General features: G+C 71.1%; 10 protein-coding genes. All 10 read left to right on the forward strand.

Annotated elements, in window-relative coordinates:
- Positions 1–3: 3 nt before the first annotated feature.
- The 10 genes from ACM6JT_RS16555 (at position 4) to ACM6JT_RS16600 (ending at position 14,179) form a co-directional block, all read left to right on the forward strand.
- Positions 4–3,768 carry an N-acetylmuramoyl-L-alanine amidase gene (locus tag ACM6JT_RS16555; protein ID WP_414856868.1) on the forward strand — a complete coding sequence of 1,255 codons (3,765 nt, stop codon included), beginning with the start codon at positions 4–6 and terminating at the stop codon, positions 3,766–3,768.
- 70 nt (positions 3,769–3,838) lie between these two features.
- Positions 3,839–4,927 carry a hypothetical protein gene (locus ACM6JT_RS16560; protein WP_414856869.1) on the forward strand — a complete coding sequence of 363 codons (1,089 nt, stop codon included), beginning with the start codon at positions 3,839–3,841 and terminating at the stop codon, positions 4,925–4,927.
- Entirely contained in the window at positions 4,924–5,187 is a 264-nt protein-coding gene (locus ACM6JT_RS16565; protein ID WP_105391480.1) for a hypothetical protein, read from the forward strand. Before ACM6JT_RS16560 ends, ACM6JT_RS16565 begins: the two co-directional genes overlap by 4 nt.
- Positions 5,184–6,005 carry a hypothetical protein gene (locus ACM6JT_RS16570; protein ID WP_105391479.1) on the forward strand — a complete coding sequence of 274 codons (822 nt, stop codon included), beginning with the start codon at positions 5,184–5,186 and terminating at the stop codon, positions 6,003–6,005. Before ACM6JT_RS16565 ends, ACM6JT_RS16570 begins: the two co-directional genes overlap by 4 nt.
- Entirely contained in the window at positions 6,002–7,474 is a 1,473-nt protein-coding gene (locus ACM6JT_RS16575; RefSeq protein WP_105391478.1) for a S8 family peptidase, read from the forward strand. Before ACM6JT_RS16570 ends, ACM6JT_RS16575 begins: the two co-directional genes overlap by 4 nt.
- A gap of 58 nt (positions 7,475–7,532) precedes the next feature.
- Complete coding sequence (locus ACM6JT_RS16580) at positions 7,533–9,341, forward strand: hypothetical protein (RefSeq protein ID WP_414856870.1); 1,809 nt, start codon at positions 7,533–7,535, stop codon at positions 9,339–9,341.
- A gap of 50 nt (positions 9,342–9,391) precedes the next feature.
- Entirely contained in the window at positions 9,392–10,444 is a 1,053-nt protein-coding gene (locus ACM6JT_RS16585) for a hypothetical protein (RefSeq protein ID WP_131946060.1), read from the forward strand.
- 39 nt (positions 10,445–10,483) lie between these two features.
- The gene (locus tag ACM6JT_RS16590) at positions 10,484–11,875 is read left to right on the forward strand and encodes a hypothetical protein (protein WP_243567106.1); all 1,392 of its coding nucleotides are present in this window, start codon (positions 10,484–10,486) and stop codon (positions 11,873–11,875) included.
- Between the two features lie 3 nt (positions 11,876–11,878).
- Positions 11,879–13,180, forward strand: coding sequence for a hypothetical protein (locus ACM6JT_RS16595; RefSeq protein ID WP_217589068.1), 1,302 nt, complete (start codon positions 11,879–11,881; stop codon positions 13,178–13,180).
- A 3-nt stretch (positions 13,181–13,183) separates the two neighbouring features.
- A complete protein-coding gene (locus ACM6JT_RS16600; RefSeq protein WP_414856871.1) occupies positions 13,184–14,179 on the forward strand; it encodes a hypothetical protein in 996 nt (331 codons plus the stop codon).
- Positions 14,180–14,291: the final 112 nt, after the last annotated feature.

Consider the following 14,291-nt stretch of genomic DNA (forward strand, 5'->3'; position numbering starts at 1 on the left):
GACATGGCAGCGCAACTCCATCCCAACCGCATGGTCGTGACCGACCGCTTCCCGATGCTGGGCTTCACGATTCGCGTCGGCCACGCGCCGTGCGTCGCCGAACTGGTGATCGCCACCGATCCCGCGCTGTTCGTGCGCAAGGAAGGCCGCACGTCGTCGACGTTCTACACCAGCCGCGAGGACGGCCTGCTGGCGATCCCGCGCGGCGAAGCGGTGTTCATGGTGCCGCCCGCGGTGCTGGCGCGCTTCGCGGGCGCGGGCCGGCTGTGGTTTGGTCTCGCCACCGCCGCATCGCCCGATGCCGATGCGTGGACGGTGGACGTCCTGCCGAATGCCGACAGCCCCTACGTGTCGCTGTCGGGGCTCAGCGACCGGGGGTTGCGCAGGGTGCTCATGTTCCCGACGCGCGGGGGGGCCGGCCTCAGGAGCCCGCTGTTGAACTGGGCCGGCGACGGCACCCGGCCGGGCACCACCGCCGTGCCGGCGCCCGCCGCACCGGCAGCCGTTCCCGCCGCGCCGCAGCCGGGCGTCGAGGCCGCTGTGCCGCATCACGACGTCCACTACGACGACGGGTTCGGCCCGCTGCCGCCGCTGCACGCCGCCGCGCCGGTCGCAGCGATCCCTCCTGCGCCGGCACCGGCGCCCGCCGCCGCGCCGACGCCCGTCTCGCAGGGGATGGGCGACGATGCCGAGTTCCGCCTTGCCGGCGAGCGCCGCAGCTTTACCTGGCCGCGGCCGCGCAAGCTCTCGACCGTCGAGCGGGCCGCGCTGCGCGCGATGTTGAGCGCGAATCCGGCCACCGCGTCGCTGCTGCTGCTGCTGCCGGTCGCGATGCGCAACGGCCTGTCGGTCTCGATCGGCGCGGGCGCGGGCGCCGGGCTGGAAGCCGGGGGCTCGGGCTCGGTCGGCCTCATCTTCGACGCCAATGGCGACGACATCGGCGCCTTCGCGGCGGGCGAGCTCGACTTCGGCTTCATCGTGTCGGCGAGCGTCACCGGCCAGATCAGCCTGCTGCGCGGGCATATCGACGATTTCGCGGGCGCCGGCACATCCGTGGGCGTGATGATCGGCGAGGCCCCGGCGGGCGGCATCTCGGCGCTGTTCAACGCCCGCAACGAATTCGTCGGCGTCACGCTGTCGGCCGGCGTCAGCGTCGGCAGCCCGGTCAGCATCTTCGTCGGCGTATCGCGCGCCGCGTCGGGCACGATCGCCACCTCGGCGTCGCTCGCGTGGTCGCGCAGCCTGAGCGACGACCCGGAGGCGTACGGCATCGATACGCCGCCGTACAGCGACGACGACGCGGCCGCCGAGCCGTCCGCAACGGCCAGTGCGCTGGCGCTGGGGGCGCGCGAGAACAGTCTCGTCACGCGCACCGCGGCCAGCCCGAATTTCGACGAGGGGCGCGGCAGCAGGACGATCGACCGCATCATCATCCACATCGCCGACGTGCCCACCGTGCAGCACGTGGTGAATACCTTCACCAATGCCGCGTCCAAGGTGAGTTCGCATTACCTGGTCGGGCAGGCGGGCGAAGTCGTCCAGTTCGTTTCCGAGGCCGACACGGCGTGGCACTGCAAGGGCTCGAACCAGCGCAGCATCGGCATCGAGCATATCGCGGTGAAGCGCGGCGGCGCCGACTACCCGCGCCGCAACGGCACCGTCCAGCATTTCGACGCGCTGGCGCCGACCCCGCTCCAGTACGAAACCTCGGCGGCGCTGGTCGCGTCGCTGTGCGACAAGTATCAGCTGCCGATCAATCGCACCACGATCATGGGCCATCGCGAGGCCGACACCTCGACCGGCCATACCGCGTGCCCCGACGGCAACTGGGACTGGGACTACTTCATGCGGCTGGTCAACAGCCGCACCTGCCAGCCGCAGTCGGCCGGCCAGGCGCTGGGGCTCGCCGCCCGCGGCCTCGGCGACGACATTCCGCTCGATCCGGGCGTTGGCGGCCTGTCGATCGGCACCGATGCGCTGGAGATCGGCGACATCATTCTCAGCACCACCGGCAATCCCGGCTCGGGCGTCATTCGTGCCGGCTCGGGCGCCGAGGTCAGCCATGCGATGCTCTATGTCGGGCAAGGCGGGCAGGTGATCGAGGCGATTCCCGGCGGGGTCCAGCTGCGCCCGCTCGCGGATGCGCTGGCCGACGCGCGCCTCGCGGTCGCGTTCCGGGTGCCGGGCCTGACCGATACGCAGAAGCGGCAGGTCGCCGATGCCGCCGCGCGCTACCTCGATCGCGGCTTCAACTATGTCGGGCTGGTCCGCTGCGGCGGCTACCTGATCGACCGCCACGCATGCGAACTGCTGTCGGGCGACGCGGCGGAGCGCTGCCGCCGTTTCGTCGGCCGCATCGAGCTCGGTGAAGGCACCGACACCGACAACTTCTTCTGCTCGCAACTGGTCGCCCAGTCCTTCCAGGACGCGGGCAAGCCGATCGTCAGCGTGCCGCCGCACTGGGTGCCGCCGGGCGATCTCGCCAGCCTGTCGACCGGCACGATGACCCCGGGAACGCTCGCGTATGTCGGCCACCTGAAGGCGCCGATTCCGAGCCGCAGCTTCTTCGGCATCGGCCAGGCGCTGTCGGTCGCGCCGGGCACCGCGCGCGCGCTGGGCGCCGACGACTGGACGGTGAACTGGGACGAGGTGCAGCTGACCCCGCAGCCTACCGACATGGGGTGCTGGGCAACGGCCGCGTCGATGGTGATCGGCTGGCGCGACAACCAGAGCGTCGACCCGGCGCTGCTCGCGCGCTGCATCAGCCTCGAGCGCCAGATGCAGGATGGCCTGAAGCCGGCCGAGGTGGCGGTCTTCGCCGGGGCGTCGAGCCTCACGGTCGAACCCAATGCATGCTTCGCGCCCGAAGGCTTTCGGCGGTTGCTCGAGGCCAACGGGCCGATCTGGGTCGCCGAAGTCGTGCGCGCGCCGGTCAACTTCTTCCATGCGGTGGTGGTGACGGGCATGTATCGCAGCGGCGACGCGTATTTCGTGCGGATCACCGATCCGCTGGACCGCGTGGTCGGCACGCCGGGCCATCCCGGCGCGCGGACCCTGCCGCCGACTCACGCGACCGGCAGCCGCTACATCATGACTTACGAGGATTTCGTGTCGGAATACGAGGCCGCGGCCGGCATCGGCGTGATCCAGCTCATGCATGCGGGCGGCACGTTCGGCCACCTGATCAATCGCGGCAGCGCGGCGGGCGCGGGCTACGCGCTCGGCGTCGAGCCGCCGGCCGCGGGCGGCGAATTCGGCTTCGGCGTGAGCCTGACCCGGCGCACCGAGAGTCGCGACGGGCGCAGCTACGATCTTGCGCAACTGGCCGGGCTGGTCCAGCCCGCCAATGCACTGGCGGGCGGTGCCGGCCAGCCGCGCATGACCGGTCAGCGCATCGCCCTCGACGACTGGCCGTACATCGACGGGCCGAGCGGCCGCACGTCGGCGCCGGTGACGATCGACTGGGCGTGGCAGGGCGGCGCGGTCGGCGACGTGGCGATTTCGCCGGGCGACGGGCAGATGCTCGACGGCTGGAGCGCGCTGGTGCGCGCCGATATCGGCCGCGGTTCCGGCACCCCCGAGCGGGCGAGCGTCAGGCTGCGCATCACCACCACGTTCCGGCATGCCGGCGAGGAGGATCAGATCGGCGTGACCGAGGTGGCGCTGAACGGCGACGGCCGCTTCCAGACCGTGCACGGCGCCGACGGCGCGGCGCCGCTCCCGGCGAGCGGCACGCAACCCGCGGCGCGCGAATTGCAGCCCGCCTGACCCCTGAGGGACACGCGCGATGGCCCGCCACATTCCCCCTCCGCCGCCACGCGGTGCGGCAACGCCCGCGATGGCGCTCGCTCGCGACGCGTTCGGCCGCGAGATCGTCGACGGCTCCGGATCGAGCGACCCGGGCAGGCAGGACGGCGCGTTGCCGCAAGCGACGGCGCCGGCCGGCGGTCCGGGCGCGTCGGCGCCCCCCAAGGAGAAGGCGACCGACGCCATCGGCCGGCGTGCGGCGGCACTGGCCGACGCGATCGACTTTCCGACCTTCGTCGCGAGCCTCGTGCATGGCACGTACGACGCGATCGTCGACAGCTCGATCAAGCAGGTCGAGAGTTTCGCCGACCTGGTCGGCGCGGTGGCCAAGCCGCTTGACCAGTTCGCGCAGGAGAACGTGACCGACGGACAGGCGCGCGCGTGGCTGGTCGAGCAGTATCCGCACGACGTGACGCTGGCGCAGGACGGCGGCGAATACCGTCTCGCGCCGGTGGTCCGGCCCGGCGACGACGACGCGGCGCCCGCGCCCGCGTGGCTCGCCGATTTCGGCGCCGCAGACGGCGCGTTCGACGCCCAGACGCTCGAATCGGTGGTGCTGCCCCGCGCCCGCACGCGCGTTGCGCAACATCGGCTGTCGACGCTGTCGACGATGGTGCTGCTGGGCATGCAGCGCGTCGTGGTCAAGGACGGGACGATCGCCGCCAGCCTCAATTTCCAGGCCAAGGCGCGCGATCGGGCCGCCGTGCAGTATGCGACGTCGAACGACCCGTCGTCGGGACAGACGACCTGGGGCGGACGGGGGACGTCGGGCGACGTCGTCACCACGGTCTCGACCGTTGCGGTCAATGCGCAAACCGACACCGATCTCAAGGCGACGCTGACCGGGAAGGTGAGCATCAATTTCGCGTCGGAGACACTGCCGCTCGACCGTTTCGTCGACGAGGCGTCGCGCAATCTGCTGGAGCGGCACAGCCGGCCCGCCGCGCGGATCGCGCCGCCTGCGCCGACGGCCGCGACGGTCGCCCAGCCTGCCGCGCCGGTTGCGGCGCCCGCTCCCGCGGCGACGCCTGCGTTGCCGGCCGCACCCGTCGCACCCGCCCCGTCCGCTGTTCCGGCCGCTCCGGCTGCGCCCGCATCCACTCGAGGAGAACCGGCATGATTTCGCAGCGGCCGCTGGGCGAGACGCTGGGCGCGTTTGCCGACGTTGCCGAACTGCTGACCGCGGGGGCGGCGCAGGGGCTGCAGGTGCGCTCGCTGGCCATGGAGCTGCCGCTCGACCTGCGCGTCGCGCGCGGCGCAGGCGGCATCGAGCTGGTCGGCGACCTGCCGCAGTTCCTGACCCGCACGGCCTTCGATCCGGAGCCGGCGCGGCTCGTGATCGTCCTCGAAGCCGTGCCGATCGATGGAGCGGGGCAATGAACAGCAACGCCAGCCTGCGCCTCGAGGATTTCATCCAGGCCGTGCAGAGCCAGCTCGACAACGCGCAGGCGGCGATGGCAATCAAGGCGCGCAACCTCAACCTGCCGCTGACCTTCGCGATCAAGGACGTCAACCTCGATTTGCGCGCCCACGTCGAATTCGTCGAAAGCGAGGTCTGGATTCGCCCCGCCGGCCCGGGCGACACCGACAGCAGCACCTTCCATCTCGTCTTCACGACCATCACGCGGCCGGCGATCGAGGAGAACGCGATCGCGCTGTCCGAGGACAGCAAGGACCAGCCGCTGGACGCGCTGGGCGACGAACTCTCGGCCGAGGACCGCAAGCGGCTGGAATGGGCCGGCGTGCGCACGGTCAGGCAGTTTCGGCAGGCCGAGCAGCGCGACATGGTGCATGCGATCGGCCGCGTCACCAACCTGTCCGTGGACCGGCTGCGCCGGGCGCTCGACCGGGCGTCCGCGCCGAGCGTCGAGCGGGTCGAGCCCGTGGCGCCCGCCACCGATGCGCTGCCCGATGCGTCGCCGCTGCTGCGCGTGGTCGGGCGCAATCTCGTCAACGGCGGGCACGCGCCGCTGGTGCGGATCGGCAATCGCCCGGTCGCCGTGCTGCAATCGGCGGACGACGAGCTGCTGCTCGCGCCCGGTCACGACCAGTGGGCCGGCGAACTCGCCGTGTCGCCGACGAGCCGGCATGCCGCCGCCATGGCGTTCGACCTGAGCGCCTTCGCGCCGCCGCCGGCGCCCGCCGCCAGGCCGATGACCCTGGCCGCCGTTCCCGGTCAGGAGGAGACGCGGCCATGACGATCCATGCACTCGGCACGCCGTGGGCGTCGCCCGGCGAGCGGCAGTTCAGCCTGCCGACCAGCCTGCTCCTGAAGCTGGCGCTCGGCGAAGCGCCCGAGCATGTGCCGTCGATCCGCGACGTGACGCGCGGCGCGCTGGCCGCCGCGCAATGCATCGACGGCGGCCCGGTCGACCGCATCGTGGTCGCGTTCGCCGGCCGCTTCCTCGCGGTGCGCCCGTTCAGCGCGGTGGCCGGGCGCTGGGTGCCCGGGCAGGCGCACCACGGTTACGACGCGGTCGAACAGACGACGGGCATGGCCCGCACGCTGCTGCTGCGCGTGCCGGCCGGCACGCCGATCGGCGCGCTGTGCGACTCGCTCGCGCAGCTCGCGAGCGTGGAGAGCGTGACGCCCAACTACGTGGCGATGGTGCCGATGGACGCGCCCGGCCGGCTGGCGCCCGTGCCGCCGGCCGCGCGGTTCGCACAGGATGCCCGCGCGCTGGTGCGCATGGCCGACGCGCATGCGATCGAGCGGGGCGACAGCGGCGTCACGGTCGGCCTCATCGACAGCGGCATCGCCCGCCAGCATCCCGAATTCGCCCACGCGTTCCGCGCGGGCGCCGACACGGTGCGGCTGGAGCCCGGCGATCTGTCGCCGGGCGTGCAGCTGCTGAGCGGCCACGGCCATCGCGGCGATTTTCCCGAGGATCGCTTCGTCGGCCACGGCATGGGCTGCGCGGGCATCATCGCCGCCGAGGGCGTGGCGATGCCGCGCGGACTCGGCGGCGATTGCCGCATCCTGCCGATGCGCGCGCTGGCGGCCGCCCGCCTGCCGGGCAACGCGCACGCGGTCGGGCTCGGCGCGATCGCCGACCTCGACCGCGCGCTCAAGCTGGCGGTCGACCTCGGCGCCAAGGTCATCAACATGAGTTTCGGCACCGACGATGCGACGATCGCCGCCAACCGCCCGAAACCGCATGCCGACACGATTGCGTATGCCGCCGCGCGCGGCTGCATCCTCGTTGCCGCGAGCGGCAACAACGGCAGCGTCACCCGCTACTGGCCCGCCGCCTACCCGCAGGTGATCGCGGTCGGTGCGGTGGGCGACGACGGACGGCCCACCCGGTTCTCGACGCGCGGTCCGCACGTTGCGCTGTGCGCACCGGGCGAACGGGTGCTGACGAGCGCGATCGAGGCCTATCAGCTTGCAACCGGCACCAGCTTCGCCGCGCCGTTCGTCGCGGGCGCCGCGGCGCTGCTCGTCGCGTATGCGCAGCGCCGCGCCTATCCGCTCGACGGCGCGACGGTGCGCGATCTGCTGGTCGCCACCGCCCGCCCGTTCGCGCCCGGCGCGGCCGACGGCTGCGGCGCCGGCATTCTCGACGCGGCGGCGGCGCTGCAGGCGCTGTCCGGCCGCATCGACGCGTACGAAGCGGCGGGCGACGACGGTTGCACGGACAAGGAAGGAAGCGCCGACGACGGCTGACTTGCGCACCGGATCCCGTTCATTCCCTCGAACCGACCGGATTTCAAGGAGAAGTTAAATGTTTCATGTCAATCATCAAGTCCGCTTCCTCGACCTCGTCGACCTCGAGACCCGGGCACGCGACGGGCTGGTCGATATCGTCAACCGGCTCGAGTCGCTGAAGCGGCCCCTGGTCGCTGCCGAGCGGCAGCAGCTCGCCCTGTGCAAGGCCATTCTCGACGTCGTCTACGGCAGCAAGACGTCGTCCGGCGAGGAGACGGAGGTCTGCGACCCGCTGTTCGTCGCCACCCGCGAGCTGCTCGCCAGCAAGTCGCTGATCAACCCGCCGCTGCTTTCCGAGGAAACCGGCCAGCTGAAATTCGGCGAGGGCGGCGTGGGCGGCTCAAATGGCGCGAACGGCGCGAACGGCGCGGATCCCGAGCCAGCGTCGATCACGCTGGTCGCGCTGGTGCTGGGCATCCTCGCGGTGGACGGGGCCACGCCGCCGCCCGTGAAGGTCGTGGACGGCAAGATCGTGCCGGACGACGACAACGGGCTGATGAACGCGTTTACCCGCCAGTTCTTCGCGGCGGTGGGCGAAGCCAATTCGTACGGGGCGCTCGCGCAGCGGGTGCTGGCGCTGCTGTGCATCGAGGGCGATCCCGACGGCCGCGGCGGCGAGCAGCAGCCGGGCGTGGTCGCCACCGAATTCGCGCGGGTGATGCGCGGCCTGCAGGCTCGCAAGATCCAGGCCGACGAGCCGCAGTTGCGCCGCCGCATCAACGAGGAGCTGAACACCGTCCAGAACATCGGCAGCCAGGACGCGATCGCCGATCTCGGCATCGACCTGCCGAACCTTGAGGATCTGGAGGACGCGAATATCGTCGCCGACAACGTGCGCGTGATGGGCCCGATGATCGTCGCGGCGATGTTCGACGAGCTCAAGGTGTTCCAGGTCGTCGACCGCATCGTCGAGCAGTTCCAGCACGGCACGCTGCCGATCGGCCCGGGCAATGCCGGCAAGCTGCTCTATCGCTACTGGCGCGAAACGCCGAACCGCATCTCCGAGCAGGAGCGCAAGAACTTCGCGGCCATCACGCTCGGCGTGCCGGGCGGCGATCCGAATACCGCGGGCAACCGCGAATTCAACGACCTGTGGATCCGCTTCGTGTCGTCGGTGTCGTCGTTCGTGCGCCAGACCGAGGTCGACTCGTTGCTGCGCGCGAGCGTGCCGAATCCGATCAACCACCAGCAGGTGCGCAAGGCCGCCCGCGATCTCGCCGGCAACCTGTCGCTGCACGGCTACGGCATGGCGCATTACGCCGCGCGCGAGATCCAGTCGCAGGTCAAGTTCATGATCGACCTGCTGCAGGACCCCGAGATCCGCGGCTGCTACGGCGCGAAGGACATGTGGCAGGTGATCGACCAGGTCGCGACCTACGATCTGGGCGGCGCGCGCACCAGCTCGCGCTATCGCACGCTGGCGACCTGCGGCACGATCATCACCGCGTGGCTGGCCAACAACGTCGATCGCGTCAACAAGGCGACCGGCCCGCTGCTCAGCATCGACCAGATCGCCAATCCCGACGTCTCGTCGAACCACAAGTCGACCGTCGATCCCACCGACTACGACCTGGTCAACGCGTGCGAGCTGTGGCTGGCCGATACCGCGACCACCGATACGCAGATCGAGCAGTTCTCGCAGCCGCGCGAGGCGCCGCAGATGACGTCGAAGCCGGTGCCGATCCCGGCGATGGCGCGCGAGATGCTGGACGGCGTCGGCGATATCGGCGCCGGCATCGGCCTCGGCACGGGCGTGCCGGTGAAGGCGGGCTACGGCGTCGGCACGCACAACGGCGCGAGCTACTACTCGAACCGCCCGCACTGAACCGGCGTTGCGTGCGCTGCGCCATCCCCGAACCCTGCCGGAGCCGAGCCATGCCCCTGACCTCAATCCGCGAGCCGGTCGTCGCCCGCGTCGAACGCCGCCTGAAGAGCGCCGCGCGAAGCCTCGGCACCGCCGATCCTTTCGCGCCGTCGCGCGACCTGTTCCTGCGCACGTTCGGCGACGGCGCCGACGATCTGCGGTTCCGCGACAACGCGCTGATGCCGATGGCGGTGCCGTTCGAACCCAGCTTCTCGGAAAGCCAGCCGGGCAAGCTGCGCTTCACGATCGAGCCGCTGCCGCCGGAGGCGTCGGCGATCGACCGGCGCGACGCGTCGACGCGCGAAATGCGCAAGCTGATCCGCGACTTCATCGGCCGCGAAGCGCTGCACTGGTTCGACCAGGCGAGCGAGCCGTTCCGGGGCTTCGCGCGACCGGGCGGCAACCTCGACTACGGCGCGTTCTTCGGCTCCAGCTACGACCGCGACGGGCTCTACGCGTCCAAGGTGTACTACGAGCTGCCCGGCGACGCCGGCACGATCGAGAACCTGCCGCGCGACCTGGCCGGCATCGTCCAGGCCGCGCTGCAGATGGTGCCCGGGCTCAAGCCGCTGTTCACCACGATGGCGGCCCAGCGCGACCTCGGCGGCCAGCGGCTCACGTTCGCGTGCACCCGGGCGCTGCGGCTCGCCGATCTGCAGCCGGTCATGGACGCGCTCGGCCTCGGCCATCGCCTGCCCGGCATCATGCAGATCCTGGGGCTGGTGCTCGGCGGGCGGTTCGACCTGCCGCCGCACGGCGCGCTGCTCGCGTTCGGGCTGGGACCGGACGGGCCGGATTTCGAGCTCTACGTGCTGCTCTCGGCGATCCCCGACGTGCCGCCCGCGTTCCTCAGCCTGCTGACGATGGGGCTCGCCGAGCGTCCGCGCGGGCTGCAGGCGCTGGAGCAATGGATGGGCGCGTTTACGCCGGAGGACGCGCACTGGCCGGGCCGCTTCTCGATCATCAGCCTGCGCACGGACGCGGCAAGCCCTGCGCGGGTGAGCCTCTACCTGCGCCCCATCGAGTTCGAATTGCCTGTCGACGCGTTCGCCCAGGCCAGCTGAATCCGAATCGCTTCGTCACGCGTTTTCCGCGAGGTCGCCATGTTCCCGCAAGCTGCCCGTCCCACGCCGATCGCGCCGCCCCCGCGCGCCGCCGCGGCCGCCCCGCGCCACACGCCGGTGCCGGTGCCGGCCGACGCAGTGCGCCACGGCGTCGCGCAGATGCTGACCCGATCGCAGGCCTTCAACGCGATGCCCGACGCCGATCGCCGCGACATCGCCCGCAACACCGCGTTGATCGCCGATTATCTGGCCCGGCCCGAAGGGTTTGCCGGCCACGAGATTCCGGGCGGTCTGGGCACCGCCACGGCGCGCGCGCTCGACGACAACACGGATCATTCGGCGCACGAGGCGGATTTCCAGACCCATAACCAGGCGGTCGAGGCTATCGGCAAGTCGAAGTTCACCGCGTCGGCCGCGCACGAAGGTGCCGCGGTGGCGGGCGAGCTGCTGAACCAGGTCAAGTTTCCGACCTTCGTCGCGAGCCTGATCAGCGGCGTGTTCCAGTCGATCACCCACAGCTCGATCGAGCAGATGAAGGCGTATCAGGAAATGATCGCGCAGGTGGCGAAATCGCTCGGCCAGTTCGCCGACGAGCACGTGACCGAGAACCAGGCGCGCGATCACATGGTCGACCAGTTTCCCGACCTGTTCCAGATCGGCATGGACGACAGCGGCGATACGCCGAGCCCGCGTGTGCAGGTGCGCGACGGGGTCGACCCCGACGAAGCGTCGAAGACCGTGCGCGCCCGCCTGCAGATGGGCGACGGCGACACCTTCGACCTGTCCGACGAGGCCTCGGAGCTGGCCATCGTCAACCGCTTCAAGATGCAGCTCGCCAAGCAGCGCCAGCAGATGCTGGCCTCGATCGTGCTGATGGGCATCAACCGCATCGTCGTCACCGACGGCAAGATCTCCGCGAAGATCATCTACGACGTGCGCGCGCAAGACACGCTCTCCAAGCAGCGTAGCGCCACCGCGGTCGACCTGGCCCGCGACAAGGACGGCAACGTCCAGACGACCTATGCCGGCAAGGGCACCTACGATCGCGGCGGCAAGTACGACTCCAGCAACGACAAGGACAACGGCCGCCAGTACAGCGCCGACTACTACGCGAAGGGCGACTACGAATACGAGAACAAGCCGATCATCACCGCGTCGACCGCCGCGTCCGAAACCAGCAACGCGGCGATGCAGACCAAGATCCAGCTGTCCGGCGCGGTCGACGTCAATTTCAAGAGCGACTACCTGCCGCTCGACAAGATGGCGACGCCGCAGATGATCGCCACCATCACCGGCAACGCGACGCCGGCCGATCCCAACGTGCTGCCCAGCCCGAAAACGCCGGCGGGCGCCGCCCCGGCCGCCGCCGCACCCGCAGCGGCTCCGGCCGCTGCACCGGCTGCCGCGCCGGCTCCGGCCAGGGGAAACTGAGCCATGCGCCTGTCCGCTCCCCCCGACGCGCTTCACCCGGTGCGGCCGCCCACGAGCGCCGCCGCGTTCGACGCGACGCGCCCCGAGGTGCGCCGCCTGCTGACCGCGATTCCGTCGTTCCTCGACCTGCCCGACGACGAGCGCCGCCGCATCGCCGCCGACACGGTGCGGGTGCTCGCGTACCTGGCCGATCCCAACGGCGTGCATGCCGAGATCGCCGAGCGCGAGGCGAACGGCGAACTGCCGCCTACCGGCCTCGCGCGCCCCGTCGCCGCACCGCGTCCGGTGCCGGCCGCCGCCGCGCTGGCCGACGATCCCGTCTCCGCGACCAAGCGCCAGTTGTCGCAGGATCCCGGCTTCGCCGGCAAGGACTTCCAGGCCGGCGCGGTCAAGCAGGGCGTCGAGCAGTTCGGCCAGATGGTGCAGAAGGTCGATTTCCCGAAATTCGTCGGCGGCCTCATCAAGAACGTGTTCCAGGCGATCGTCGAAAGCTCGATCGAGCAGATGCGCGCGTATGGCGAGCTGATCGCCAATGTCGCCAAGACCACCGCCCAGTTCATGAGCGACAACATCAGCGAGGGGGCCGGCCGCGACTATCTCGCCGATTCGTTCCCGGACGTGCTGTCGGTGCAGGCGCAGGACGGCGCCGACGCGTTCGACGCCGACAGCGCCGGCGCGGCGGCCGCCGCGGCTCCGTCGCGGCTGGTGGCGCAGGGCGACAACGCGCAGCAGCGGCTCGCCGAGATCAGCCGCAACTACAACCTCGATCCGCCCGTGACCGACCTGTCCGACGACAAGTCCGAGCTGCGCCTCGTCACCGCGGCGCGCCTGCAGATGGCGAAGCAGCGCCAGCAACTGCTGTCGTCGATGGTCATGCTCGGCATCAATCGCATTGTCGTCACCGACGGGTCGATCAACGCCAAGGTGGTGTTCGACATGCGCGCCAGCGACACCGCGAAGCGCACCTATACCGCGTCGATGCACGACCGCGAGAGCCAGAAATACAAGGAATCGCTCAGCGCCCACTACGGTAGCTGGTACACGCCTTATTCGGCCGACGCAGCGTTCGAGGGGCAGCAGGAACACGTGGCCACCGTCGGGTCGGCGCTCGACGACACCAGCGAATCGAAGGCCGAGGTGAAAGCGAAGCTCTCGGGCGAGGTCCGCGTCAACTTCAAGAGCGACTACCTGCCGCTCGACAAGATGGCGACGCCCGAGATGATGTCGGTGATCCAGGGCAACTCGACGCCGTACAACCCCAACAAGCCGGCCCCCGCCGCCGGCTTGCCGGCCGGGCAGCACTGAATCATGGCGCGCATGCTCATCGCCCCGCTGGCGGATGCCGGGCTCGCGGTCGCGATCCGGTCGGGGGAGCGGCTCGTCGAGCGCGCGACCGCGCACGGCCTGGCCTTCGCGCTCGACGAGCTCGGCGACATCGCGATCCCCGATCCCGTTGCCGCGCGCGTCGACAAGGCGCAGCTGCGGGCGCTCGCGTCGCTCTATCTGGCGGCCGATCTCGAGCCCGCGGGCGTGATCCCCGCAGTCGAGGCGCTCACCGGCTTGTCCGCGAGCGGCGCCGTCGGCGTCGATCTCGGCGGCGCGGGGCCGCTGGTCGCCAACTGGTGGCGCCACCGCGCCGAGAAGCTGGCGGCCGGCGAACGCGCGGCGTTCTATTCGCGCTTGTTCGGCACCGCGTACGGCCCGGCGGCGGCGGATGCCGAGCGCAACGTCCAGTTCGAGGAGTGCATGCTCGCGCTTTGCGAGGCGCTCTACAAACTCGACGAGACGCCCGGCGCCGACCCGCGCGGAGATCTCGGGCACCAGGCGCGGGTCCGCAACGCCGCCCGCTCGCTCGCGCAGAACCTCGGCGCCGCGTGTACCGGCGTGACCGCGTTCATGGCCGGCGAGATCGTCGGCATGCTCAGGGACGCGTTCGCGATCCTCGGCCATGCCGACATGCGTCAAGGCTTCGGTGCGCACGACATCTGGGGCGTGGTCGCCGGCATCGGCCGGCTCTCGCGCCAGCCGCCGCGCCAGCCCGCCGCCCATGTTCGGCGCGGCAGGGCCGGGATGACCGTGATCGCGTGGCTGGCGGACGTCGCGGATGCGCTGGGCGGCGCGGCGCCGCTGGTGACCGCCGACAACCCGGTGATCGCCGCCGCCGCCGAATGGATCGAGGCAACGCTCGGCCTCGGCGAGAAACCCGACGGCCAGGCGCCTGCCGCGCCTGACGCCGGCCGCGGCGTGCCGCCGGCTTTGGGGCCGGCCGCGCCGGAGAACCCGTGGGCGGCACTCGGACGCTGACATGAAACCTCGTCGCTCAGGCCGTCGCGATGCGGACGGCACAACCGGGATGCCGAGGGCGGTGGACGTGCCGTCGCCACCCCGGCCGCGCGCCATGCGTCGCGGGACGCGC

The sequence above is a fragment of the Burkholderia sp. IT-111MI5 genome, from assembly GCF_949752865.1.
GTDB lineage: Bacteria > Pseudomonadota > Gammaproteobacteria > Burkholderiales > Burkholderiaceae > Burkholderia > Burkholderia pyrrocinia_C.